24 protein-coding genes, 1 tRNA gene and 1 other RNA gene are annotated in these 23,391 nt (G+C 61.7%); 11 read left to right on the forward strand and 15 right to left on the reverse strand.

Features of this window, described 5'->3' with window-relative positions; genetic code table 11:
- Positions 1-11: 11 nt before the first annotated feature.
- The 5 genes from HUV48_RS10295 to HUV48_RS10315 form a co-directional block, all read right to left on the reverse strand.
- Positions 12-536, reverse strand: coding sequence for a DUF2721 domain-containing protein (locus tag HUV48_RS10295; protein WP_318656088.1), 525 nt, complete (start codon positions 534-536; stop codon positions 12-14).
- On the reverse strand, positions 533-1,927 hold the full coding sequence (gene der / locus HUV48_RS10300) for a ribosome biogenesis GTPase Der (RefSeq protein WP_176267678.1): 1,395 nt from the start codon (positions 1,925-1,927) through the stop codon (positions 533-535). The genes HUV48_RS10295 and der overlap by 4 nt, the downstream gene beginning before the upstream one ends.
- A gap of 85 nt (positions 1,928-2,012) precedes the next feature.
- A complete protein-coding gene (locus HUV48_RS10305; protein ID WP_176267679.1) occupies positions 2,013-2,318 on the reverse strand; it encodes a DUF3297 family protein in 306 nt (101 codons plus the stop codon).
- 48 nt (positions 2,319-2,366) lie between these two features.
- A complete protein-coding gene (locus tag HUV48_RS10310) occupies positions 2,367-2,540 on the reverse strand; it encodes a hypothetical protein (RefSeq protein ID WP_176267680.1) in 174 nt (57 codons plus the stop codon).
- 20 nt (positions 2,541-2,560) lie between these two features.
- Entirely contained in the window at positions 2,561-2,827 is a 267-nt protein-coding gene (locus HUV48_RS10315) for a hypothetical protein (RefSeq protein WP_176267681.1), read from the reverse strand.
- A 175-nt stretch (positions 2,828-3,002) separates the two neighbouring features.
- Between HUV48_RS10315 and HUV48_RS10320 the strand changes: the two genes are divergently transcribed.
- Together HUV48_RS10320 and tig are read left to right on the forward strand one after the other, a co-directional pair.
- Positions 3,003-3,087: transfer RNA gene (locus tag HUV48_RS10320), tRNA-Leu, on the forward strand.
- Between the two features lie 72 nt (positions 3,088-3,159).
- Positions 3,160-4,818, forward strand: a complete 1,659-nt coding sequence (gene tig, locus HUV48_RS10325; RefSeq protein ID WP_176267851.1) for a trigger factor — start codon at positions 3,160-3,162, stop codon at positions 4,816-4,818.
- 155 nt (positions 4,819-4,973) lie between these two features.
- On the opposite strand, the gene HUV48_RS10330 is transcribed toward tig, so the two are convergent.
- Positions 4,974-6,455, reverse strand: a complete 1,482-nt coding sequence (locus tag HUV48_RS10330) for an amidase (protein WP_176267682.1) — start codon at positions 6,453-6,455, stop codon at positions 4,974-4,976.
- A gap of 187 nt (positions 6,456-6,642) precedes the next feature.
- Here HUV48_RS10330 and HUV48_RS10335 point away from each other — a divergent pair, with 187 nt between their 5' ends.
- The 3 genes from HUV48_RS10335 (at position 6,643) to HUV48_RS10345 (ending at position 9,311) form a co-directional block, all read left to right on the forward strand.
- Complete coding sequence (locus HUV48_RS10335; RefSeq protein ID WP_318656084.1) at positions 6,643-7,350, forward strand: ATP-dependent Clp protease proteolytic subunit; 708 nt, start codon at positions 6,643-6,645, stop codon at positions 7,348-7,350.
- A 222-nt stretch (positions 7,351-7,572) separates the two neighbouring features.
- Positions 7,573-8,838, forward strand: a complete 1,266-nt coding sequence (gene clpX, locus HUV48_RS10340; RefSeq protein WP_176267683.1) for an ATP-dependent Clp protease ATP-binding subunit ClpX — start codon at positions 7,573-7,575, stop codon at positions 8,836-8,838.
- Complete coding sequence (locus tag HUV48_RS10345; protein ID WP_176267684.1) at positions 8,835-9,311, forward strand: hypothetical protein; 477 nt, start codon at positions 8,835-8,837, stop codon at positions 9,309-9,311. Before clpX ends, HUV48_RS10345 begins: the two co-directional genes overlap by 4 nt.
- Here the strand turns inward: HUV48_RS10345 and HUV48_RS10350 are convergent.
- The 6 genes from HUV48_RS10350 to HUV48_RS10375 form a co-directional block, all read right to left on the reverse strand.
- Complete coding sequence (locus HUV48_RS10350; protein ID WP_176267685.1) at positions 9,304-10,254, reverse strand: cation diffusion facilitator family transporter; 951 nt, start codon at positions 10,252-10,254, stop codon at positions 9,304-9,306. The genes HUV48_RS10345 and HUV48_RS10350 overlap by 8 nt on opposite strands.
- A 4-nt stretch (positions 10,255-10,258) precedes the next feature.
- Positions 10,259-10,930, reverse strand: a complete 672-nt coding sequence (mtgA, locus tag HUV48_RS10355; protein ID WP_176267686.1) for a monofunctional biosynthetic peptidoglycan transglycosylase — start codon at positions 10,928-10,930, stop codon at positions 10,259-10,261.
- A gap of 174 nt (positions 10,931-11,104) precedes the next feature.
- Complete coding sequence (locus HUV48_RS10360) at positions 11,105-12,562, reverse strand: O-antigen ligase family protein (protein ID WP_176267687.1); 1,458 nt, start codon at positions 12,560-12,562, stop codon at positions 11,105-11,107.
- A gap of 45 nt (positions 12,563-12,607) precedes the next feature.
- On the reverse strand, positions 12,608-13,672 hold the full coding sequence (locus HUV48_RS10365; RefSeq protein ID WP_176267688.1) for an acyltransferase family protein: 1,065 nt from the start codon (positions 13,670-13,672) through the stop codon (positions 12,608-12,610).
- 249 nt (positions 13,673-13,921) lie between these two features.
- Positions 13,922-14,827, reverse strand: coding sequence for an RNA polymerase sigma factor RpoH (rpoH, locus tag HUV48_RS10370; protein ID WP_176267689.1), 906 nt, complete (start codon positions 14,825-14,827; stop codon positions 13,922-13,924).
- Between the two features lie 123 nt (positions 14,828-14,950).
- Positions 14,951-15,898, reverse strand: a complete 948-nt coding sequence (locus HUV48_RS10375) for an RluA family pseudouridine synthase (RefSeq protein ID WP_176267690.1) — start codon at positions 15,896-15,898, stop codon at positions 14,951-14,953.
- A gap of 16 nt (positions 15,899-15,914) precedes the next feature.
- On the opposite strand from HUV48_RS10375, the gene HUV48_RS10380 reads away from it, so the two are divergent.
- The 4 genes from HUV48_RS10380 (at position 15,915) to rnpB (ending at position 18,266) form a co-directional block, all read left to right on the forward strand.
- Entirely contained in the window at positions 15,915-16,322 is a 408-nt protein-coding gene (locus HUV48_RS10380) for a M67 family metallopeptidase (RefSeq protein WP_176267691.1), read from the forward strand.
- A 45-nt stretch (positions 16,323-16,367) separates the two neighbouring features.
- On the forward strand, positions 16,368-17,027 hold the full coding sequence (locus HUV48_RS10385; RefSeq protein WP_176267692.1) for a histidine phosphotransferase family protein: 660 nt from the start codon (positions 16,368-16,370) through the stop codon (positions 17,025-17,027).
- A gap of 152 nt (positions 17,028-17,179) precedes the next feature.
- Positions 17,180-17,818, forward strand: coding sequence for an N-acetylmuramoyl-L-alanine amidase (locus HUV48_RS10390; protein WP_176267853.1), 639 nt, complete (start codon positions 17,180-17,182; stop codon positions 17,816-17,818).
- Between the two features lie 7 nt (positions 17,819-17,825).
- Positions 17,826-18,266: RNase P RNA component class A (gene rnpB, locus HUV48_RS10395), an RNA gene on the forward strand.
- Between the two features lie 54 nt (positions 18,267-18,320).
- On the opposite strand, the gene HUV48_RS10400 is transcribed toward rnpB, so the two are convergent.
- Both HUV48_RS10400 and HUV48_RS10405 read right to left on the reverse strand, forming a co-directional pair.
- Positions 18,321-19,631: a UDP-glucose dehydrogenase family protein gene (locus HUV48_RS10400; protein ID WP_176267693.1), complete on the reverse strand. Its 1,311-nt coding sequence runs from the start codon at positions 19,629-19,631 to the stop codon at positions 18,321-18,323.
- A 5-nt stretch (positions 19,632-19,636) separates the two neighbouring features.
- The gene (locus HUV48_RS10405) at positions 19,637-20,434 is read right to left on the reverse strand and encodes a metallophosphoesterase (protein WP_176267694.1); all 798 of its coding nucleotides are present in this window, start codon (positions 20,432-20,434) and stop codon (positions 19,637-19,639) included.
- Positions 20,435-20,753: 319 nt separating this feature from the next.
- Between HUV48_RS10405 and HUV48_RS10410 the strand changes: the two genes are divergently transcribed.
- The gene (locus HUV48_RS10410; RefSeq protein ID WP_176267695.1) at positions 20,754-21,533 is read left to right on the forward strand and encodes a TorF family putative porin; all 780 of its coding nucleotides are present in this window, start codon (positions 20,754-20,756) and stop codon (positions 21,531-21,533) included.
- A gap of 114 nt (positions 21,534-21,647) precedes the next feature.
- Positions 21,648-22,085: a VOC family protein gene (locus tag HUV48_RS10415; RefSeq protein ID WP_176267696.1), complete on the forward strand. Its 438-nt coding sequence runs from the start codon at positions 21,648-21,650 to the stop codon at positions 22,083-22,085.
- A gap of 16 nt (positions 22,086-22,101) precedes the next feature.
- Here HUV48_RS10415 and nhaA read toward each other — a convergent pair whose 3' ends face one another.
- Positions 22,102-23,316 carry a Na+/H+ antiporter NhaA gene (nhaA, locus tag HUV48_RS10420; RefSeq protein WP_176267697.1) on the reverse strand — a complete coding sequence of 405 codons (1,215 nt, stop codon included), beginning with the start codon at positions 23,314-23,316 and terminating at the stop codon, positions 22,102-22,104.
- Positions 23,317-23,391 lie beyond the last annotated feature (75 nt).

Genomic DNA, 23,391 nt, shown 5'->3' on the forward strand with positions numbered 1-23,391 from the left:
GGAAAAGGCGTTCAGTCTTCGTCTTCGCTTTCATGCCGCCGTTGCACGAGCTTTCGCGACAATTGCCGCCGCTCGCGTGCGCTGTTGGTAGCGAGGCGCGTTTCCAGCAGAAACAGCAGCAGGGCGAGAAACAGCAGGCTCATCGTGACGATCCATGCGAGCGCCACCGCGGTTCCGAGTTGCGGGCGGATGAAGGCGCTAACGAACAGAAGCGCCACGACCAGGCAAATCGTCAGCGCCGCACTGGTCGACAAGTTGATCGCCCACTGTGCGTAAGCACGCCGCTGTTCGAGCGCGGGCAGTTCCTGTGCGCGGCGTCCGCCCGAGCCGCGGTCCATCGCCCGCTCGATCCGCTCAATCTTCTCGATCAGCCAGAACAGCCGAGCGTTGAGTACGTTCAGGAACGCGCCGATCGCCGCCAGCATGAAGACCGGCGCCAGCGACAGCTGGACGATCTGCTGGACGCGCGCCGTGCTCGAGGTGCGCTCGATCAGGTCGGTCGTGATGGAAACGTATTCGATGCCGGCACCTGTCAGGAGGCGTAAGGGTTCTTCGAACTTTTCAGCGTCACCCGAACCGGCACCGCATCGAAGCCGAGCTTGTCGCGGATGCCGTTCACCAGATAGCGCTCGTAACTGGTCGGAAGCGCGTCGAGGCGCGAGCCGAACACCACGAAGCGGGGCGGGCGGGTGCCGACCTGCGTGATGTAACGGAGCTTGATCCGCTTGCCTTTCGGCGCGGGCGGCGGATTGGCTTCGAGCGCGTCGTCGAACCAGCGGTTGAGCGCCGCAGTCGGCACGCGCTTCGACCAGCTTTCGCGGATTTCGAACGCGGCGCGCAGCATGGTGTCGAGCCCTTTGCCCGTCCGCGCCGACACGGCGAGAACCGGCAGTCCGCGGACTTGCGCGAGGCCGTCGTTAAGCGCGGCCTTGATGCCGTTGAACAAGCTGCTGGCATCCTCCGTGCCCGCTTCGCCCGCAACGTCCCACTTGTTGATAGCGACGATGAGGGCGCGGCCTTCCTCGAGCACCATCGAGGCGATCTTGAGGTCCTGGTGTTCCAGCCCCTGCGTCGCGTCGAGCAGCAGAACGACCACTTCGGCAAAATCCACGGCGCGGCGTGCATCGGCGACGGAAAGCTTCTCGAGCTTGTCGACCACGTTGCGCTTCTTGCGCATCCCCGCGGTGTCGATCAGCCGGATCTCGCGCGCCTCGCCGGATTTCGGGTCGTTCCATTGCCAATCGATCGCAATCGAATCGCGGGTAATGCCGGCTTCCGGTCCGGTCAGAAGACGCTCTTCGCCCAGCAGACGGTTGATGAGCGTCGACTTGCCGGCATTCGGGCGGCCGACGATTGCGAGCTTGAGGGGGCCGAGCGGCGCTTCGTCGTCGCTCTCGTCCGCCTCCGGCTGCGCTTCTGCAGCTTCCGCTTTCGCGCCGATGATCGGCCAGAGCGCACCGAACAGGTCGGCGATGCCTTCGCCGTGCTCTGCCGACACGGCAATGGGTTCGCCGAAGCCGAGCGAGTAGGCTTCGAGAACACCGGCCTCGCCCTGTCTTCCTTCCGCCTTGTTGGCGACCGGAACGATCGGAACTTCCTGCGAGCGAAGCCAGCGGCCGATTTCCCCGTCCAGCGGAGTGAGGCCGCTGCGCGCATCGACGACGAAAAGCGCGGCATCAGCGCCTTCGAGCGAAACCTCGGTCTGGCTCCGCATTCGCCCGGGAAGGGTCTCTGGGTCCTCGTCCTCCCATCCGGCGGTGTCGACCACCGTGAACTGAAGTCCCGCTATTTCCGCATCGCCCGAACGCCGGTCGCGCGTCACGCCGGGCTGATCGTCGACCAGCGCCAGCCGCTTTCCGATCAGCCGGTTGAACAGCGTCGATTTGCCCACATTAGGGCGGCCGATGATGATGACCTGAGGTTTCACGCGGGTCTGTTCCTTTGCTGCGGAGCCGTGCGGCTTCGACGCGGCAATGGCAAGTCCTGAAAGCGGCGGCGGCGCCAGAGGCGCGTCAGTCGGCCTTCAGTACCGGGGCGTCGCCGCCGAGATCTTCGTACCATGCCTCGACCGGACCTTGCAGCTTCAAGGTCAGCGGATTGCCCTTGCGGTCGACGGTCTTGCCCGCCTGCACGCGCACCCAGCCTTCGGATACGCTGTATTCTTCGACATTCGTGCGGACAGTGCCCTTGAACCGGATGCCGACGCCGCGCTGCAATTTCTCCTGATCGAAATACTGGCTGCGCGGATTGACCGACAGGCGGTCGGGCGGAAGATCGGCGGAGCCGGTTGTCTGTTCAGGGGTGTTGTCGTCGCTCATGCCGCGCCCTTTAGGGGGAGGGCGCGGCTGCGGCAATAGGGCGCGGCCTCAGTCGGGCGGCGGCGGTGTCTCCACCGGTCCGCGGTCGGGCTCGTCGATATCCGGCTGCGGCGGTTCGAAATCGGGCACGTCCTCGTTCGGCGTCTCGCTCGGAATGCTGTCGGGCGGCATTTCCTGCGGGGGTTGCGGTTCGATCGTGTCGGGTGGGGGCTGGGTGGCCATGTCGTGTTCCTTGCTAATGTTCAGTCCGGGGGGAGAAGTTCGGTCGGCGTCGTCGCGTTCATTTCTGCTTCGCCAGCACCGTCCATGCCGTCGCGGTCGCGGATTTTCTTCATCTTCCGGCGCGCTTCCGCCCCTTCGCTCTCGTCCTTCTCGCTCGCCTCGACAGTGCCGGCGCTTTCGCTGTCACCGTCTTCTTCGGCGAGTTCACGAGCATCCACCGGATCGGCCTTCGGATCGATCGTGGGCGGAGTCGCCGGGGGAATGTTCGGCTTTTCGTAATCGGCCATGAGACTGGCTCCTTTCCCCAAATCAACCGCAGAGCGCGACATAGCGTTCCCCGCAGGCGTGTCGGCGTATCGCAGCGGCAGGGCGAATCGACCCGCTTGCCCTTTGCGCCCCTCGTCTGTAGAGGCGCGGGCTTGAATGTCGGGACGCGCGCCGTCCCGCGGCTTCGTTGGCCTTGCGGGCGTGGCGGAATTGGTAGACGCGCTGGTTTTAGGTACCAGTATCTTACGATGTGGGGGTTCGAGTCCCTTCGCCCGCACCAGACCGCGATTCGCCCGAACCCGCGCCGACGGGTACTTGGATTATTGATGTAGAAGGTTTGAAGCTCACTCTCATGCAGATCAAGGAAACGACCAACTCGGGCCTGAAGCGCGGCTATGCGCTGACCATTCCCGCCAGCGACATCGACGCGAAGATCGACAGCGAGATCAAGAAGATCGCGCCGCAGGTGAAGATGCCCGGCTTCCGCCCCGGCAAGGTACCCGGCAATCTGGTGCGCAAGATGCACGGAGAGCAGATCCACGCGCAGGTGCTGAACGATACGATCCGCTCTTCCATCGATTCGCTGATGGCGGAGAAGAAGCTGCGGCCTGCGATGCAGCCCGCTGTATCGCTCGAAGACGGCTACGAGCAGGGCAAGGATGCGACGATCACGGTCGACCTCGAAGTGCTTCCGGAAATCGAAGCGCCGGAAACCGACGATCTGAAGATCGAGCGGATGACGGTCGCCGTCACCGACGAGCAGGTCGAGGAAGCGCTGGAACGGATCGCCGGCCAGAACAAGAGCTACAAGGACGCGCCGAAGTCGAAGAAGGCTGCCGAGGGCGACCAGCTCATCATCGATTTCGTCGGCCGGGTTGACGGAACCGAGTTCGAAGGCGGCAAGGCCGAAGGCGCGCCGCTCGTGATCGGATCGGGCCAGTTCATTCCGGGCTTCGAAGACCAGCTTACCGGCGTGAAGGCAGGCGAGGAAAAGACGATTACCGTCACCTTCCCCGAAGATTATCCTGCAGAAAACCTGAAGGGCAAGGAAGCCGAATTCGATGTGACCGTGCAGTCGGTCAAGGTCGAAGGCGAAACCAAGATCGACGACGAGTTCGCGAGCAACCTCGGGCTCGACAGCCTCGATAAGCTGCGCGACATCCTGCGCACGCAGCTCGAGCAGGAAACTGCGGGCCTGACCCGTACGCAGATGAAGCGTTCGCTCCTCGATCAGCTTGCCGCAGGACATGATTTCGAGGTGCCCGAAGGCATGGTCGAGGCGGAATTCGCGCAGATCTGGAACCAGCTGGAACAGGAAGTGGCGCGCGCCGACGATCCTGAAGCAGCCCAGAAGGAAATCGAGGCGGAGAAGGACGATTATCGGAGCATCGCCGTACGGCGGGTGCGCCTCGGCCTGCTCCTGTCCGAGATCGGCCAGAAGAACGATGTGCAGGTTTCAGGCGCGGAAATGAATGCGCTGATTCAGCAGGCTGCGCAGCAGTACCGCCCGGAAGATCGCCAGCGGTTCATGGAATATGTGCAGAACGATCCGATGGCCGCGGCCCAGCTGCGCGCGCCTGTCTACGAAGACAAGGTCGTCGATTTCCTGTTCGACAAGGCCGAGATCACCGACCGCGAAGTGACGCGCGAGGAACTCGAAGCCGCGATCGAAGCCGAAGAACCGGCCGAGGAAAAGCCCGCTGCGAAGAAGAAGGCGCCGGCCAAGAAAGCTGCTGCCAAGAAGACCGATTCCGAGAAATCGGGTGACGAGGCTGGCGAAGCCGCGAAGAAGCCTGCTGCCAAGAAATCGGCCGCGAAGAAGGCTCCGGCCAAGAAGGCTGCCGAAAAGTCCGACGATGCGAAGGATGAACCGGCGAAGAAGGCTCCTGCGAAGAAGGCCGCTGCCAAGAAGTCGGACGACGACAAGTCGGACGATGCCGCGGATGCGCCTGCGAAGAAGAAGCTTGCTGCCAAAAAGCCGGCTGCGAAGAAGGCTGCCGCTAAAAAGTAAGCGCGCCTCGCTGCAATTAGAAAAGCCCGCTGGCCTATTCGGTTGGCGGGCTTTTTCTTGCGCGCTAGCGCTTTAGCGCAAGCGAATTATCGAACGTCAGGCCGGTCGGAGAAGCGGCGGAAGCTCGGCTGCGGCAGTTCCGCGGTCCGTGCGCGTTAGTAGGCTGCACCGACCTTCAGGACCTCGTGATCGGCCCACTTGCGGCTCATAAAGCTGAGGCCGACCGGAAGCGTTTCGGTCGCGCCCATCGGAACGGTCAGGTGCGGGTATCCGGCGATCGCGGCGAGGTTGCCCGCGCCGATGCCGCCCGAATAATTGTCGCCGTTCACGAGATCGGTCGACCACGCGGGGCCGGTAGTAGGCGCGATCAGAAACTCGACCCGGTTTTCGAACAGCAGCCTGTCGATACCCTCTTCGCCTGCCATGCGTTTGGCGGAGGCTTTCGCGGCTTCGTATTCCTCGCGGCTGGTTGCCCCTTCCGCCATTTCGAAGATGTCCTGCCCGAACCAGCGCATCTCGCGCTCTGCGTTGACCTCGTTGAACGCGATCAGATCGGCGAGGCTTCGCGGGCCGCCAGAACCGGGCAGGCTGGCGAGGTAGGTCGCCATGTCCTCGCGCAGTTCGTAGAGTAATACTGCGAACTCGGCTTCGCCCATGGCTTCGCTCGGCGTAAACTCGATGTCGACCAGGACCGCGCCTGCATTGCGCAGGTCTGCCAGCGCCTGTTCGAACAGCGCAGTCACGCCCTGGTGGCTGCCAACCTGATTGCGCAGCACGCCGATCCGTACGCCTTCGAGCGAGGCTTCCCCCAGCCCGTCGGTGAAGTCCGTAATGTGCTGCGCGGCGTCCGCGGTTGCCGGGTCGGCGGGATCGGTCCCGGCGATGGCGTTCAGCAGCATTGCCGCATCGCCGACGCTCTGAGTCATCGGGCCGGCGGTATCCTGCGTATGGCTGATCGGCACGACATGGGTGCGGCTCACCATGCCGACGCTCGGCTTGAAGCCCACGATGCCGTTGATGCTGGCGGGGCAAGTGATCGAGCCGTCGGTCTCGGTACCGATTGCCGCCCAAGCAAACCGCGCTGCGACGCCCGCTCCGCTGCCCGACGAAGAGCCGCAGGTATTGCGGTCGATGGCGTGCGGGTTGCGCGTCAGCCCGCCAATCGCGCTCCATCCGCTGGTCGACTGAAAGTCGCGGATGTTCGCCCATTCCGAGAGGTTCGCCTTGCCGAGCACGACGCCGCCCGCCTCTCGCAGCTTCGCGATAAGCGGCGCGTCGCGGCCTGTGAAGTTGTCCTTGAGGGCAAGGCTACCCGCCGTGGTCGGCAGTTCGCGCGTCTCGATATTGTCCTTTACCAGCACCGTGCGCCCGGCAAGCGGCCGCCCTGCCGCCTCGGCATCGCGTGCCTGTCTCGCCGCGTCGGGATTGAGCGCGATGACCGCGTTGATCTCTGGCCCGGCATCATCGAGTTGCAGAATGCGGCGCACGTATTCGTTCGCGATCCGCTCGGCGACCGGTTCGGCGGGTGCGGTTTCTGCCCGCTCGATTTCTTCGAATACGGCGTCGAAATCCTGCGCGAAGGCAGGGGTTTGAAGCGCCGAGGCAGCGATCGCGGCGAGGCAGAGTTTTGTTTTCATGAACGCTTTCATGCGGCGCAGTAGCCGTGCCTTGCAAGTCCAATTTGCGAAGCAGGCCGTGCTTTGCCGAAGTGCCCCTTTACCTCCTTACAAGCATCGTTTGCGTATGGAGGCGCGCTACCCCCTTGAACATCGGCGGCGCTATAGCGAGATAGGCCACCGCAAGATTAGCGCAAAAGGAAGCAACATGATCGACTTGTCCGCACAGCTTGGCGAAACCTACGGAACCCAGGGACAGTTCACGCGCGACCCGCTGACCGGCGCCCTCGTTCCGATGGTCGTCGAGCAGACCAGCCGCGGCGAGCGCAGCTTCGACATCTTCAGCCGCCTGCTGCGCGAGCGGATCGTATTCGTGACCGGGCAGGTGGAAGACGGGATGGCCTCGCTCATCACGGCGCAGCTGCTGTTCCTCGAAAGTGAGAACCCGTCGAAGCCGATCAGCATGTACATCAATTCGCCCGGCGGCGTCGTTACGGCCGGCATGGCGATCCACGACACGATGCAATACATCAAGCCGCGCGTTTCGACCGTGTGCATGGGGCAGGCCGCCAGCATGGGCAGCTTCCTTCTTGCAGCGGGGGAGCCGGGAATGCGCATTGCGCTTCCCAACGCGCGCATCATGGTCCACCAGCCCTCGGGCGGCGCACGCGGTATGGCGTCCGACATCGAAATCCAGGCGCGCGAAATCCTTCGCATTCGCCAGCGGATGAACGATCTCTACGTGAAATATACGGGCAAGAGCCTTGAAGAGATCGAGAAGGCGATGGACCGCGATACCTTCCTCGAAGCGGAAGAAGCGATGAAGTTCGGGATCGTGGACAAGGTCTTCGAAACGCGTCCCGAAAACGAAATCAAGGACGAGGACGAGATGGGCACGGGCGGCGCGCCGTCCTGATCCCGTCCGCCGCGCAGCAGGCGCGGGTCCGGCTATCACCCGCGCCGCTCGGTAGGAATTCGGCAACCTTGCTGCTTCAGCATGCAGAAAGCAGGCTGTGGTAGTGCATGATTGTCACCTATCTCCTCCGCAAGCGGGCTTTGAAATTAATCGGGGTCGCATTAGGCTCCGCGAATCCTTAGCTTGCAGTTGCAGCGATTGACGGGATTCGGGATTACAGGAATGACCAAATTGAGCGGAACCGACAGTAAAAGCACCCTCTATTGCAGCTTCTGCGGCAAGTCGCAGCATGAAGTGCGCAAGCTCATTGCAGGACCGACCGTGTTCATCTGCGACGAGTGCGTGGAGCTTTGCAACGACATCATTCGCGAGGAAACGAAGGCCGGCATCGTCGGGCGCAAGGAAGGCGAAGTGCCGACGCCTTCGGAAATCTTCCACACGCTGAACGATTACGTCATTGGACAGGACCGCGCGAAACGGGTGCTGTCGGTAGCGGTGCACAACCACTACAAGCGCCTCAACCATGCGACCAAGGGCGGCGATGTTGAACTCGCCAAATCGAACATCCTGCTGGTCGGGCCGACCGGTTCGGGCAAGACGCTGCTCGCGCAGACGCTGGCGCGCACCTTCGACGTGCCCTTCACGATGGCCGACGCGACGACCCTGACCGAAGCGGGCTATGTCGGCGAAGACGTCGAGAACATCATCCTGAAGCTGCTGCAGGCCTCCGACTACAATGTCGAGAAGGCACAGCACGGCATCGTTTATATCGACGAGATCGACAAGATTACGCGCAAGGCGGAAAACCCCTCGATTACGCGCGACGTATCGGGCGAGGGCGTGCAGCAGGCTCTGCTGAAGCTGATGGAAGGCACGACGGCCAGCGTTCCGCCGCAGGGCGGTCGCAAGCATCCGCAGCAGGAGTTTCTGCAGGTCGACACGACGAACATCTTGTTTATCTGCGGCGGCGCCTTCGCCGGTCTCGACAAGATCATCGCCGACCGTTTGCAGAAGCGTTCGATTGGCTTCGGCGCGCATGTCGCCGATCCGGACAAGCGGCGCATCGGCGAATTGCTCGAAAAGAGTGAGCCGGAAGACCTCTTGAAGTTCGGGCTCATCCCCGAGTTCGTTGGCCGTCTGCCGGTCATCGCGACGCTGCACGATCTCGATATCGATGCGCTTGTCACGATCCTCAAAGAGCCGAAGAACGCGCTGGTGAAACAGTATGCCAAGCTGTTCGAACTGGAAGACGTCGCGCTGACGTTCAACGACGATGCGCTACAGGCGATTGCCGAGCGGGCCATCAAGCGCAAGACCGGCGCACGCGGACTGCGCTCGATCGTCGAAGGCCTGCTGCTCGACACGATGTTCGATCTTCCCGACATGGAAGACGTGAACGAAATCGTGATCGACAAGGAAGTCGTCGAAGGCCGAAAGGAACCCGTCAAGGTCGTGGCCGGCAAGGGCAAGAAGGAAGCGGCGGCTTGATCCGCCGCCGGCCCCGGTGCGGTGTGCGCCTGGGCCGGCTTTCCCTGCCGCTTGCCGCGCTTCTGGCGGCCTGGCCTGCCAGCGCGCAGCTTCGCGCGGACGAAAACCGCGCGCAGCTTGCCGCCGACGCCGCGCAGTCTCCAGAAAAGTCCGACGCTGCAGGAACGAACGTTCGCTGCAAGACCGGTCCGGTGGTCAAACAGCTCGGCGGAACTTACTGGATTGTCTTCAGCTGCGACGACAGCAAGTCGCTGATCTTTCTATCCGACCAGCGCAATCCGGCCTTTCCCTTCATGTTCGTGGCGATGGCCAAGGACGACCGCTACGAAGTGCGCGGGCAGGGCGAGGGCGACAAGGACGCCGCCGCCCCGGCCTTCGAGGCTCTGATGAAAATGCCGGCGACCGAACTTTTCGCGCTGGTCGAGGAAACGCAGGCCGTGCCCGACGGCAGCAAGCCGCCGGTCATCAAGTAAGGCTGGGCGAGCCGCAATCCGCGCCGCAGCCGGACGCAGGCTGCTTGCTTTCGATTTGAAGCGTGACATGCGCGATGGCGTGGTGATGCTCCAACTCTTCCGCCGCTTCGGCCAGAAACGCATCTCCCGGATGCCCCCCTGGCATGATGAGATGCGCGGTCAGCGCCGTTTCCGTCGTGCTCATCGGCCAGATATGCAGATCATGGACGCGGGTAACGCCGGGCAGGCCCGATAGATACGCGCGCACGCCACTTTCCGAGATGCCACTCGGAACGGCCTGAAGACCCATCATGAAGCTGTCCTTGGCGAGACCCCACGTCCCCCATGCGATGACGAGCACGATGACGAGCGACGTCACCGGATCGATCCACAGCGCGCCTGTCAGCAGGATCGCTGCGCCGGCCACCACGACTCCGACCGACACCAGTGCGTCAGCGGCCATGTGCAGGAACGCACCGCGGATATTGATGTCGTGCTTGCGCCCGCGCACGAACATGAGCGCGGTGGCGGTGTTAATCACGATCCCGATCCCGGCGACCACGATCATGGTCCAGCCCTCGACCGGAGCGGGATTAGCGAAGCGGTGGATCGTCTCGAACAGGATCGCGCCGATCGCCACCATTAGCAGCGCCGCATTGGCGAGCGCGGCAAGGATGGTCGAACTTTTAAAGCCGTACGTGAACCGCTCGGTCGGCGGTTTCTTCGCCGCGATGCTCGCGCCCCATGCAAGCAGCAGCGCGAGCACGTCGGACAGATTGTGACCTGCATCCGCGATCAGCGCCATCGAGCCTGAGATGAAGCCATAAACAGCTTCGACGATCACGAACGCGGTATTAAGGACAACGCCTATCGCGAAGGCACGGCCGAAATCCGCTGGCGCGTGGGAATGCGGATGCGAATGCCCGCCGCCCCCGGCCGTGTCGTGTGAATGCCCCGCTCCCATTTCCCTAGCGGTAGACGCAATCGTCCAGCCCGTCACGCGCAACGACGCCGATCCGGGCGGCAATGGTGTTACCGTGGCGGCGCAGCCAGCCACTCGGGTTCTTGACCGAGCGTTCCTTGGGGAGCGGCAGCGCCGCCGCCATACGCGCCGCTTCGGTAGGCGTGAGCGAGGCGGCGGACTTTCCGAAGTACCGCTGCGCTCCGGCCTCGGCGCCGTAGGTTCCGATGCCCGTTTCCGCGACGTTGAGATACATCTCCATGATCCGCCGCTTGCCCCAGATCTGCTCGATCAGGAAGGTGAACCAGGCTTCGAGGCCCTTGCGGAAGTAGCCGCCGCCTTGCCACAAAAAGACGTTCTTCGCTGTCTGCTGACTGATGGTCGACCCGCCGCGGATGCGCCCGCCCTGCCGGTTCTGTTCCATCGCCTTTTCGATCGCCTCGCGGTCGAAGCCGTCATGCTCGCAGAACTTGCCGTCCTCCGCCGCGATGACCGCGCGCACCAGATTGCGGTCTATGTCCGAAAGCGGTGTCCAGTCCTTCGTAATGCCGTTTTCGTCCATCACCATGGTCGCGGTCACCGGCGTCGGCACGAAGCGAAAGGCAACGACGAGCAGTACGCTGAGCAGCAGAAGCGCGATCAGCGTCTTGAACAGGAATAGGACAATGCGAGAAACCATGCGATTGGGATTATGGACCATCGCGACTGTGTGCAAGGCGAACGACGATACGGCGGCGTATTACGGGGCGGTGGTTCCATGAAGCGATAGAGCGAGCGCCCGCGTCATACGTTTTCACCGAGCATCGCAGCCAGCGGCACACCGGACGTAAGCCGTGTCCGGTCTATGGCAACTTCATCCGTCTTCGTCGCTGTTCCGGCTTCGCTGAGGACCGTAGTCGAGTACGAGGGGTGGAGCGCGGCGTGTTCCTTCACCTTCGGATGTCCGCGACCGATTGCCGCCCTGGGGAAGAACAGGCGGTGACGTCACTGCTCGCCTCGTCTGCGCAGATTGACCATCGACGTCGTCGCTCAGGCTTTCGTCTCGGGTTCGAGTCTGTCGCCACATCGCTGCGATCAGGCCGAAGTTCAAAAACAATAGAGATTGGACGGCCGCCGAATGCAGATCGAACTCCCAATTGTTGTGAATGATGTTCGTAAGCAGCGCGAAACTGATACCCAGCGCCAGTTCGCCCGTTGGATTTCTCCGGTCGGCGAATGCTGTTCTGAAGGCCGTAAGCAGCGGTACGACAAGCATGAGAATTATGGCGACTTCACCCAGCCAGCCCGTTTCCGCGCGGGCCAGCAAATAGGCATTGTGCACTGGCTTCGATCTGTTCTGCGGTAGCCACGATACGCCCGCCCGTTCCGCGTAATCCTGTTGGATCGATACCCAGACGAACATGTTGGCACCTACACCGAACGGGTAATCCGCTGCCATGGAACGTGCCGCATTCTCGAACGATTCTCGTGTATCTTCTTCGGTAACATAAGAGCCGCCTTCGAAACGCTGATTGAGAGTCATTAGCGCGAGCGGACTTGCAATAGCCAAGCCGAGCACGGCAAAGCCGATGGCTTTCATTTTACGCGGCGTAGACTGCCGCACCAACGATGCGATCAGCAGACCAAGTATCGCGGCACCGGTAAATACGGTCGCCGCGCGGGAACCTGTGCCGGCAACGCAAATGAGCCCGGCTAACGCACCGGGAACTATGAACTTGTTCTTATACCCACCGAGCGCAGCGCCTACTAAAGGTAGGATCGAAAGTTCGAGCACCATGCCAAACAAATTCTGGCTCGCGAAGGTGCCGTTCGCTTGTATCTGACCTGTTAGTTTCTGCGTGATTACATACGCGGCCTGGTAAAACAATCCGAGCGCCAGCCCGGTCAGCAGACTGTTACGAACATCCAGGCGGTGGCCTTCCCCTGCCACGACCGTGAACAACAGAAGCATCCGAGCGAACTGCCACCAGACGAATGCGGTCGCTGTCCAGTTCACGCTTCCGAAAATGGACGTGAAAAGACTGAACCCGTAAAAGAGGAACACTGGCCAGAATATCTGCTTTTTAAGGCGTTCGCGGCGGGTAAGAAGTAACGCGATCGCAAGAGCGTCACCGAACGTGACCGCAAAGCCGAGCACCGTGCCATGCCATAGTGGCCAGCCGTAGAGGTAACCCTGAACCGGCGCTCCGGCCAGCAGAGGGACGAGCGCGATCCCTGAGTATGCTCGCAAGCGATTGCGCTCATTTCCTTTGAGCAGCGCAACGAAAACCGGAATACTTAGTAGTATTGCCACTGCCAGTAGAAGAGTCATACAAGTTTACAATCGGGTTTGAGTGCGTTTGCGACGCAAAAATAATTAGTTGAAGTATCTTTGCAGGAAGCTGCCTCGCGGATCGAGGCCGAGGATGTGCCGCACCGCTACAGGAAGCAGAATAGCTAGGATAAACACGAGGGGCGAGTAAATCAGGAACCAGTTTCCCTGATACGGAAGGTAGCGAACGTACGCGATCTGAGCCAAACCAATCACAATCGTGTTTAGCAGGTAGATGGCCATGGAATTGCGCCCGAGGAACAGAAATAACCGATCTCTGTCCCAAAATTTCTGCATGAACAGTCCGTGGATCGCAAAGGTGGATGCGATGCCGCAAATCAGAAGCGCATACTCGTCAGCCAATAGCAGGTAGCACGATAGCATGAAGACCAGCGTTATCGGTATATACCATGCGGACACCCTTGGTAAAACCTGAGAGCGATACGTGGCGACAGCGCCGCCGATTGCAAAAAACACCAGATATTGCGCGATACGTTCAATGTAAAATGCTTCGGGGAATGTAAACGCCCATAACAGGAAGCCGATGACAACCAGAAATAGCGCAGGTTTCGGCAAGGGTTTCAGTATTATCGGCACGATAACAGAGTAGAGAAACAGGACGATCAAGTACCAGATCGAGAGAACCGGATTGCCTCTCTCATTCGTTATGGTCATCTCAAGCGCTTGCTGCATCAGTTGCAGGTATTCGCTTAGCGTTCCGTCGTTCAGAAGAAGCACCTTGCCGGTCACCGTGATCAGGGCGAACGCAATGCACGGGACCATCAGGCGATCGAACCGGTTCCAGACCTGCTTTGCGGGATGCTCCCAAAAACGCTCGTGACTTCGGCTGAGGAAGAAAACGAAGCCGCTCAGATACATGAAAAGCGGCATGTGGAACGAGTAGATCACGCTGACGGAAATGTAGAACCAGGTCGGTAGACCCGGAGTTGCAGCAGTGGCCAAATGGCCCCACACGACCAGTGCTATGCCCAGGCCTCTTGCGCGATCGATCGCGAGCGACCGTGATTTTTTGTCTGTCGATGCAGTCCCGACCGCCGTCGTCGAATGCGCTTGGCTAACGGTTGTACCGCTCTCCACCGCCTTCGCCATAAAACTCTCCCATCACTCGTAGCACCGTTGTCGTTGACGGTAGAAGCGAGCCTATAGCTACGCCGCACCTGGTTAAACACCACTTAATTATGGTTCGCTTCGGATCGAGGCAGAAGACCCTCCGCATGACGGAAAGACCCGCGCGCTGGGTAAAATCCTGGACATCGTCATCGCCCGCGCCTTTAGGGAATGCCACGAAAAAGGGCCGGGTGCGTCGCGCATCCGGCCCTTCTATCTGTTGGCGATCGTTTACGCTGCGGCGGGCATCAGCCGTTCGCCGGCGATGCGCTGCATTGCCTTTTGCAGCTTCTCGAAAGCGCGTACTTCGATCTGGCGGATTCGTTCGCGCGAGACGTCGTAGACCTTCGAGAGTTCTTCAAGCGTCTGCGGATTGTCCGTCAGGCGGCGCTCCGTCAGAATATGCTGCTCGCGTTCGTTCAGCGCTTCCATCGCTTCGGTAAGCATTTCGTGACGAACCTGCTTTTCCTCTGCATCCGCAACGGTTTCGTCCTGCAGTGGGCGATCGTCGGTCAGCCAGTCCTGCCACTGGCCGCCGCCCTCCTCGTCGCCGCGCATCTGCACGTTGAGCGAAGCATCGCCGCCCATCATCATGCGGCGGTTCATGTTGATGACTTCCTGCTCCGGCACGCCGAGATCGGTCGCGATCTTGTGCAGATCTTCCGGATTGAGGTCGCTGTCTTCGTAGGCGTCGAGCTGTTTCTTCATGCGGCGCAGGTTGAAGAACAGCTTCTTCTGCGCGGCAGTCGTACCCATCTTCACGAGGCTCCAACTGCGCAGGATGAATTCCTGCATGCTGGCCTTGATCCACCACATCGCATAGGTCGCGAGGCGAAAACCGCGGTCGGCTTCGAACTTCTTGACGCCTTGCATCAGGCCGACATTGCCTTCGGAAATGAGGTCCGACACGGGAAGCCCGTAACCTCGATAGCCCATCGCGATCTTCGCCACGAGGCGCAGGTGCGAGGTCACAAGCTGCGCGGCAGCTTCGGGATCTTCATGCTCTTCGTACCGCTTGGCGAGCATGTATTCCTGCTCCGCCGTCAGCACGGGAAATTTCTTGATTTCGGCCAGATAACGGTTGAGGCTCTGCTCACCGTTGAGCGCCGGGACCGTCGGCGATTTGCTGTTACTCACGTCTTCCCTAACCTTTCTATCGCCAACCTGCGTTCCCGAACCCGAAAAGCGGCGTTCGTGGTTTGCGGTCGCATCATTCTTCTAGCGCAAAACCGAGGAGAAAGGCAGCGACTTTCATCGATTTCAACGAGCGGTTTCGTCGATAAGTTCCTGCATGTCGGCTGGCAGGGGGGAGGCGAATTTGGCCTCCTCGCCGGTAACCGGGTGAACGAAACCAAGCTTGGCTGCGTGCAGCGCCTGCCGGTCAAAACCGATGTCTTTGAGAAGCTGCCGCAGGTCGCGGCTGATGCGTCCATATACCGGGTCTCCTAATAGCGGGTGCCCGATTGACGCGCAGTGAACGCGGATCTGGTGCGTGCGCCCGGTCTCGAGGCGGCATTCGATGAGCGCCGCGCCCTTCAGCGGCTGCAACGTCCGGTAGTGCGTAACCGCCGTTTTCCCGCGCTTCGCATCGTCGGGCAGCACCGCCATTTTCTTGCGGTCGGCATCGGAGCGTCCGATGCGCCGATCGATCGTGCCCGATGCGGGGTTCGGCGCACCGGAACAGACCGCGAGATAGCGCCGGTGGATCGAATGATCGGCGAATTGCTTCGCCAGCCCTTCGTGTGCGGGATCGGACTTGGCGACGACCAGCAGGCCCGAGGTGTCCTTGTCGATCCGGTGGACGATGCCGGGGCGCGCAACCCCGCCGATGCCCGAAAGCTGGCCGCGGCAGTGGTGCAGCAGGGCATTGACCAGCGTTCCACTGTAGTTGCCTGCCGCCGGGTGGACGACCATGCCAGCCGGTTTGTCGACCACGACGAGATGCTCGTCCTCGAACACGATCTCGAGCTTGATGTCTTCGGGCGCAGCCTCCGCCTCTGCGGCAGGCGGCACGTCGATGGTGAACTCGGCCGGTTCTTCAAGTTTTGCAGACGGGGTGGCGAGCCGTTTCCCGCCGACATTGACGAAACCCTCGGCAATCAGCGCCTTGATCCGCTCACGCGACAGGCCGCTGGCGTCGGCGAGCGCCTTGTCCAGCCGCACTCCGATCGCATCGAGGTTCCCTGTAATGACTTCGGCGGCCGACATGGTTACGGAATGCGCGATGAGGGTCACGATCTCAAGCGCGCTAATGGAGGAAATGTTCGACCATGCAGCCAGCGCCGCTCCGCACGAGGCCTGCGGGATCATGCTCGCGGCCGACCCGGCAAACGCCGAGCACATCACCGGGCTCTTGCCATCACCCAATGTCCATCCCGCCCCGGATACGCATTTCGAGATCGATCCGCAGATCCTCGTCGACGTGCTGCGGCAGGAGAGGGCGGGGGGCGCACGCGTCGCGGGTTATTACCATTCGCATCCGGTGGGGCGTGCCCGGCCTTCCGCGACCGACGGAGCGCTATCGCCGCGCGACGGACGTTTGTGGGCAATCATTGGCGAGGGCACGGCCGCGTTCTGGCGCGATGGGGAAGATGGTTTCCAAAAGGTTTCTTATCTTATCGATGACCGCTAAGGACTGCGCTGCTTTTTCATTCTTCCTTGCCGAACCGGGTATTCGATGACCACCAATGCTTCCCTCGAACTTGCCGCTCTGATGTGCTCGCGCCTGTGCCACGATATGCTCAGCCCTGTCGGCGCCCTGAGTAACGGGCTGGAACTGCTCGCCGAAGAGCCGGACCCCGAAATGCGGCAGAAGTGCCTCGAACTGCTCGAACAGAGCGCGAAGATCAGCACCGACAAGCTCAAGTTCTTCCGCCTCGCATTCGGTGCGGCGGGCGGTTTCGGAGAGGCCGTTCCGGTCGAGGAGCCGCAGGAACTCATTAATGCGCTTGCCAGCAACAATGCGCGCATAACCCTCAATTGGGCGCTGGCCGAGCGCACGCTGCCCAAGCCCGCGGTCAAGGTCATGCTGAATTTCGCGCAGATTGCGATCGATTCGCTGATCCGCGGCGGCCAGCTCGATATCGGGGCCGAGCGGCGCGGCGGCTCGGTCGAGATCGTGGTCCGTGCTACCGGAGAGCGGGTCGCGTTCGACCAGACGATCGGCGAGGCGCTGGACGGATCGCTGGATGCGGACGAGCTTACCAGCCGAACCGCTGCGGCCTACATGATCGCCCAGCTCGCCGAAGACCAGGGCGGCTCGCTGCAGTTCCACCACGATCCTAAGGCGTTGGTCCTCGGCGCGGCACTGCCCGAACCCGAAGGTATGATCGGGTGAGCGGCGACGCTCCTGGCGATCTGCCTCCGCCCGACCGGGGCGCGTTCAACCGTTCGGCGCACGAAGACGCGGCCGGAAAGCCGGGCGAGGATGAACTCGTCCACCGTTACGTGCCGTCCCCCAATTTCGACGAGCGCGCGCTGCCGGTCTCGATGATCGTCATTCACTATACCGAGATGGACAATGTCGATCTCGCCGTGGAGCGGCTGACCGATCCTGAATCCAAGGTCAGCGCTCATTACGTCATCAGCGAAGCGGGCGAGGTCGTGCGGCTCGTCGACGAAGACAAGCGCGCGTGGCACGGCGGCATATCCTACTGGCGCGGACACAAGGACGTGAACTCGGCAAGCATCGGGATCGAACTCGACCATCCGGGACATCGCCACGAATACCGCGGCTTCAGCGAGGCGCAGTTCAATGCGCTTGTCCCGCTGCTTTCCCGCATCGTCAAAACCTACGATATTCCGCGCGCCAACGTGGTCGGCCATTCGGACATCGCACCGGCGCGCAAGATCGATCCGGGCGAGCTTTTTCCGTGGGACCGGCTCGCCGAATACGGCCTCGCCCTGCCGCGGCCGGAGAAGCTTGATCTCGGCGATCCGTTCGACAACGACGGCGCGTTCTATCTCGCACTTGAACGCTTCGGCTACGACATCACCGATGGCCGCAAGGCGGTCGAAGCTTTCCAGCGGCGCTGGCGGCCGGAGAAGATCGACGGCGTAATCGACGGGCAGGTTCGCGCGATCCTGTTCAGATTGCTCTTGGACCGCGACGAGGGACGCACTAGGTAACGCTTCGCCAGGAGGCCGGGCAGCCGCGTTGGAGCATCCGCTTCACCGAGGAAAGTCCGGGCTCCACGAAACGAAGGTGGCGGGTAACGCCCGCCCGTTCGCGGCCTTCGGGCGGCGGACGAGGGATAGTGCCACAGAAAGCAAACCGCCGAAACGGCCCTCGGGCCGAATGGCAAGGGTGAAAGGGTGCGGTAAGAGCGCACCGGGGCGACCGGCAACGGGGCCCGCATGGTAAACCCCACCTGGAGCAAGGCCGAATAGGGACGGCGCGCCGGTTTGTCCGGCCGAGGCGTTTCGCCTCGAGGTTCGCGCCTGCGACCGTCCGGGTTGGCTGCTTGAGCGCGGGGAGCAATCCCCCGCCTAGACGAATGGCTGCCCTCGCGGCGGCTGGTGCGCTTTGCGCATACCGGCCGCGAGACAGAACCCGGCTTACAGGCCTCCTGGCACCTCTTTACCGCGCGCTAGACATCGCTAGGTGCGCTTAGACCCCCGTTCAGTCCGCTTAGACCCGGCCTACGCTTGCGTAGGTAAATCCTGCCTCCTCGACGTCCTTCGCCTTGTAGATGTTGCGAAGATCGACGAGCACCGGGGTCTTGAGCAGGTCCTTTACCCGCTTGAAGTCGAGCGCACGGAAGGCGTCCCATTCGGTCACGATGACGACCGCATCAGCCCCGTCGATGGCTTCGTACGTGCCTTTCATCATCTCTACGTCGGGCATCATCGGCGCGGCCAGTTCCATACCTTCGGGGTCGTAGGCGCGCACCTTGACGCCTGCATCCTGAAGGGTCTGCGCGACTGCAATGGAAGGCGAATCGCGCATGTCGTCGGTATTCGGCTTGAAGGTCAGGCCGAGCATCGCAACGGTCTTGCCGCGCGCTTCTTCCGCGCCGCCCAGTGCTTCGACGACCTTCCGGCCCATCGCGCGCTTGCGGGTTTCGTTGGCTTTTACGACAGATTCTACGATCCTGACCGGGCTGTCGTAGTCCTCGGCGGTCTTGAGCAACGCGAGCGTATCCTTGGGGAAGCACGAACCGCCATAGCCCGGCCCAGCATTGAGGAACTTCGGACCGATGCGGTTGTCACTGCCGATGCCGCGGCTGACGTCCTGCACGTCCGCGCCGACCTTTTCGCACAGATCAGCCATTTCGTTGATGAACATGATCTTCGTCGCGAGGAACGCGTTCGCAGCATATTTGATGAGTTCGGCGGAGCGGCGCGAGGTGAACAGGATAGGCGACTGGTTGAGGAACAGCGGGCGATAGACCTGCTGCATGATCTCGCGGCCGAAGTCGTCTTCGGTTCCGATCACGATACGGTCGGGACGCTTGAAGTCGCCGATTGCTGCGCCTTCGCGCAAGAATTCGGGGTTGGAGACGACTGCGAAGCGGTGCTGGGTCCCGCTATCATGAAGAATGCGCTCGACCTCGTCACCGGTGCCGACCGGAACGGTGGATTTCGTGACGATGACGGCATCGTTCGCCAGGCTCTCACCGACTTCGCGCGCGACTGCATGGACATAGGACAGGTCGGCATGACCGTCGCCGCGGCGGCTCGGCGTGCCGACTGCGATGAAGATTGCGCTCGCACCCTGAATCGCTTCGGGCAGGTCGGTGCTGAAAGTCAGGCGTCCGGCTTTGACGTTGCTTTCGACAAGCGCCGCCAGACCCGGCTCGTAGATCGGCATGATATTGTCGTGCAGACGGTCGATCTTCGACTGGTCCTTGTCGATGCAGACAACGTCGTGTCCGAAATCGGCAAAGCACGCCCCGGATACGAGGCCGACATAGCCCGATCCAACCATCGCTATTTTCATGCTGCTTAGTCCACTTTCTCAATTGACAGGTGGCCGCCGTTATCGACCGTCTGTATATATCGTCTTAAGTCGCCCTCGAGCACGAGTGCGGTGAGCTTGCCCGAACGATAGGCGCCGGTATCGATACCGATCCGGTTCCCATGGTCGACCACCTCGTCAAAAATCGTGTGGCCATGGACGACCACATGCGAGAGCGCGCCCTCATGGCTCAGGAAGCGGTCGCGAATCCAGAGCAAATCCTTCCGCTTCTGCTCATCGATGGCTCGTTTTGGGTCGATGCCAGCGTGAACGAAGGCGTAATCGCCCGCGATGATCAATTCCTCGAACCCTTCGAGGAAATCGCGGTGCTCCTTCGGAACGATCTCGTTCATCGTTTCCTGCAGTTCGTCGAGCGACAGTCCGTTGTAGCGCTTGCGGTCGATCCCGTAGCTCAGGATCGTCTCCCGTCCGCCGTGCTTCACGAAGTGCCGAAGAACCTCGGTATCGGTGAAGGAATCGAGAAACATCTCTTCGTGATTGCCTGCGAGGCAGCGAACCGTGCGGCGATCCTGCCAGTCGATCGTATCGGCTATCACACCTGCGCTATCGGGTCCGCGGTCGACGAGGTCGCCAAGCAGCACGACGGTGGAAGCCGCGACGCCCGCCTTCCGGTCGTCCTCGTCGATCGCTTCGATAAGCTTGCCGAACAGGTCGCGGCGCCCGTGGATATCGCCGATCACGTAATAGCGTTCGCCCGGCGGTACCGACGGCTGCGGAGCGGACTTGCTACGGTTGCGAAAGATGGAGGCGAACGGGTTTAACATGCACTCTTAATTCGGTTCGAAGGACTGATTGCTTGCGCGCGCTACGCGGCGGCGTCGTTCCGTAGCGATCGGAAAGCGGAATAGCCGCGCCTTTACTGAAACGGGTCTGAGCTTTCAATGAATGTCGAGCGCTTGCGATCCTTCGCTAGTGCACAAAATCCACAACCAGGGTGCGAATGACCGGAAATTTGCTTACCGGGCTTGTGCGACGCAGCATCAACAGGCAATATTGTTGCGAATCTACCGGCAGACACCATCCGAAAATAAGGTGCGCTGATATTCGCAGGTGGGACGAAGCGTCAACCCAAGGGGAATTGAAATGCTCACGTCCTTTCGCGGCCTCGCCGCACGTCTTTCCATGCCCGCACTTCTCGCAGGTGCCGCACTTTCCGCAACCGCCGCGCAGGCCCAGACCGTTCTTCCGCCCGAAGAGGTGGAGGATACCGCTGCACCGTTCTCCGTCTCAGCCAACGTCGCGCTGACGAGCGAGTACCGCTTCCGCGGCGTCGATCTGTCCGGCGGTGAGATGGCCATCCAGGGCGGCTTCGACCTTGCCACCGATCCCGGTTTCTACGTCGGTACCTGGGCCTCGTCGCTGGACGAGGACACTGTCGGGTACGGCAGCACTGAAGTCGATGTCTACGGAGGATGGAGCGGGCAGCTTACCGATGCGTTCTCCGTTGATGTCGGGGTCATCGGTTACCTCTATCCCGACGCCGGCCCCGGCGAGTTCGATTATCTCGAAGTCTACGGTTCCACCGGCTTCAATGTCGGGCCGGCCGAAGCGACCGTCGGTATTGCCTATGCCCCGGAGCAGGATTCGCTCGGCGGCACGGACAATCTATATCTTTATACGGACCTCGGCACAGCAATTCCGGGAACGCCGCTGACCGTCACTGGCCATCTCGGCTGGACCGACGGCTTCCTGACCTACACCGAAAACGGCGAAGCCTTCGACTGGTCGATCGGCGCGGAAGCGACGCTCTACGGGCCGTTGTCGATCAGCGCAGCCTATGTCGGCGCGGAAGGCGACATCCCGGTCGGCAATTACGACTTCGTCGACGACGCCTTGGTCGTCACGCTGAGCGCCAGCTTCTAAGGGGAGAAGCGTGCGCCACCACCGAAGGGCGCGTAGCGATGGCTGCGCGCCCTTTTTGCCGCCCGCAGCAATCTGCGTCTTGCAAGCGCGCGGGCGCGCTCTACCTTTCTGGCCATGACGAAATATCTCCATACGATGATCCGGGTCAGCGATCCCGACGCCACGATTGATTTCTTCAAGCTCATCGGCCTTGAGGAAGTGCGGCGCTTCGATAGCGAGCAGGGGCGCTTTACGCTCATCTTCCTTGCCGCGCCGGGACAGGAAGGCGTGGCCGAAGTCGAACTCACGTACAACTGGCCGCCAGAGGACGGGTCGGAGCCGGAGGAATACGGCGGCGGCCGCAATTTCGGCCATCTCGCCTACCGGGTCGAGAACGTCTACGAGACTTGCCAGCGCCTGATGGATGCGGGCGTCACGATCAACCGTCCGCCGCGCGACGGGCATATGGCGTTCGTGCGGTCGCCCGACGGGATTTCGGTCGAACTGCTACAGGACGGCTATCTCGATCCCGCGGAACCGTGGGCGAGCATGGAGAACACCGGCACCTGGTAACAGCGCGCTTCAGCGTTCAGGCTTGAAGCGGCTCCTCTTCGGGATGCTTCGTAGTCAACCGCAGGATCGTGTAGCCGAGGATCGCCGAGATCAGCGATCCGCCGAGGATACCGATCTTCGCTTCCTCGCGTAGGAGTGCCATGCTTCCCGGTCCGACGAACGCGAGTTCGCCGATGAACAGCGACATGGTGAACCCGATCCCGCAGAGAACGGAAACGCCCCAGATTTCCGGCCAGTTGGCGTTAGGCGGGCGATTGGCGTAACCGATCCGGTCCGCGATCCAGATGCACGAGAAGATCCCGAACTGCTTGCCCAGCACAAGCCCCGCTGCGACCGCGAGCGGCAAAGGTGCGAGCAGTTCGTCGACCCCCATATCGGTCAGCGAAACGCCGGCATTGGCGAACCCGAACACCGGCACGATCAGATAGGCGCTCCACGGCGCGAGACTGTGCTCCATGGTTTCGAGCAGGCTGTTACCGTCCTTCCGGTGCATGGGGACGGTAAAGGCCGCAACGACCCCGGCAATGGTGGCGTGGACGCCCGAGTTGAGGACGCAGAACCACAGTACCAGTGCGACGACGACATAGGGCCAGATCCGGCTGACGTTCGCGCGGTTCATGGCGATAAGGCCGCCCAGTACGATAAGGCTCGCGATCAACCAGACGAGCTTGATATTGGCGGTATAGAACAGCGCGATAATGACGACAGCGCCAATGTCGTCGACGATGGCGACAGTCAGCAGGAACAGGCGTAGCGAAGCCGGAACGCGGCTGCCGAGAAGCCCCAGAACACCCATGGCAAAGGCGATGTCGGTTGCGGCGGGAATCGCCCACCCCTGGGAGAGCGTGCCTCCGCCGCCGACGAAATAGAGGTACACGGCTGCGGGCGCGGCCATGCCGGCAACCGCGGCGAGGACCGGCAGGCGCCGCTGCTCTGCCGTGGCGAGCTGCCCGCAGATCAGTTCACGCTTCACTTCGAGACCGACGACGAAGAAGAAGATCGCCATCAGCCCGTCGTTGATCCACAGGTGCAAGGTATTGAGTTTGAAGACGTCTTTCTCGAACCAGTAGCCGTTGAACAGCGTCTTGTACTCGCCCGCGAAGGGGGAGTTGGCGACCAGCATGGCTGCCGCCGCGACCAGGATCAGCAATACGCCTGCGGACGCATCGCTCACGAACAGTGAGCGTACCGGCGCGACCAGCCGCTTAAGGGGAGCTTTAATATCTGCCATGTAGGGGCGTCTTTTTCGCAAAGTGCCGCGCGTTGCAAGCCTTGATGCGCCGCCGCTGCCGATATTGGGGAAAGG

Source organism: Qipengyuania atrilutea (genome assembly GCF_013370205.1).
GTDB lineage: Bacteria > Pseudomonadota > Alphaproteobacteria > Sphingomonadales > Sphingomonadaceae > Actirhodobacter > Actirhodobacter atriluteus.

Bases quoted from the DNA above. Each gene is read 5' to 3' on its own strand.
- HUV48_RS10305 (WP_176267679.1), bottom strand. From the start codon at position 2,318: ATGAGCGACGACAACACCCCTGAACAGACAACCGGCTCCGCCGATCTT.
- HUV48_RS10375 (WP_176267690.1), bottom strand. From the start codon at position 15,898: ATGTCGGCCGCCGAAGTCATTACAGGGAACCTCGATGCGATCGGAGTG.
- tig (WP_176267851.1), top strand. From the start codon at position 3,160: ATGCAGATCAAGGAAACGACCAACTCGGGCCTGAAGCGCGGCTATGCG.
- HUV48_RS10415 (WP_176267696.1), top strand. From the start codon at position 21,648: ATGACGAAATATCTCCATACGATGATCCGGGTCAGCGATCCCGACGCC.
- HUV48_RS10360 (WP_176267687.1), bottom strand. From the start codon at position 12,562: ATGACTCTTCTACTGGCAGTGGCAATACTACTAAGTATTCCGGTTTTC.
- nhaA (WP_176267697.1), bottom strand. From the start codon at position 23,316: ATGGCAGATATTAAAGCTCCCCTTAAGCGGCTGGTCGCGCCGGTACGC.
- HUV48_RS10310 (WP_176267680.1), bottom strand. From the start codon at position 2,540: ATGGCCACCCAGCCCCCACCCGACACGATCGAACCGCAACCCCCGCAG.
- HUV48_RS10400 (WP_176267693.1), bottom strand. From the start codon at position 19,631: ATGAAAATAGCGATGGTTGGATCGGGCTATGTCGGCCTCGTATCCGGG.
- HUV48_RS10330 (WP_176267682.1), bottom strand. From the start codon at position 6,455: ATGAAAACAAAACTCTGCCTCGCCGCGATCGCTGCCTCGGCGCTTCAA.
- clpX (WP_176267683.1), top strand. From the start codon at position 7,573: ATGACCAAATTGAGCGGAACCGACAGTAAAAGCACCCTCTATTGCAGC.
- HUV48_RS10410 (WP_176267695.1), top strand. From the start codon at position 20,754: ATGCTCACGTCCTTTCGCGGCCTCGCCGCACGTCTTTCCATGCCCGCA.
- HUV48_RS10335 (WP_318656084.1), top strand. From the start codon at position 6,643: ATGATCGACTTGTCCGCACAGCTTGGCGAAACCTACGGAACCCAGGGA.
- HUV48_RS10385 (WP_176267692.1), top strand. From the start codon at position 16,368: ATGACCACCAATGCTTCCCTCGAACTTGCCGCTCTGATGTGCTCGCGC.
- mtgA (WP_176267686.1), bottom strand. From the start codon at position 10,930: ATGGTTTCTCGCATTGTCCTATTCCTGTTCAAGACGCTGATCGCGCTT.
- HUV48_RS10365 (WP_176267688.1), bottom strand. From the start codon at position 13,672: ATGGCGAAGGCGGTGGAGAGCGGTACAACCGTTAGCCAAGCGCATTCG.
- HUV48_RS10315 (WP_176267681.1), bottom strand. From the start codon at position 2,827: ATGGCCGATTACGAAAAGCCGAACATTCCCCCGGCGACTCCGCCCACG.
- HUV48_RS10380 (WP_176267691.1), top strand. From the start codon at position 15,915: ATGAGGGTCACGATCTCAAGCGCGCTAATGGAGGAAATGTTCGACCAT.
- HUV48_RS10350 (WP_176267685.1), bottom strand. From the start codon at position 10,254: ATGGGAGCGGGGCATTCACACGACACGGCCGGGGGCGGCGGGCATTCG.
- HUV48_RS10405 (WP_176267694.1), bottom strand. From the start codon at position 20,434: ATGTTAAACCCGTTCGCCTCCATCTTTCGCAACCGTAGCAAGTCCGCT.
- HUV48_RS10390 (WP_176267853.1), top strand. From the start codon at position 17,180: ATGATCGTCATTCACTATACCGAGATGGACAATGTCGATCTCGCCGTG.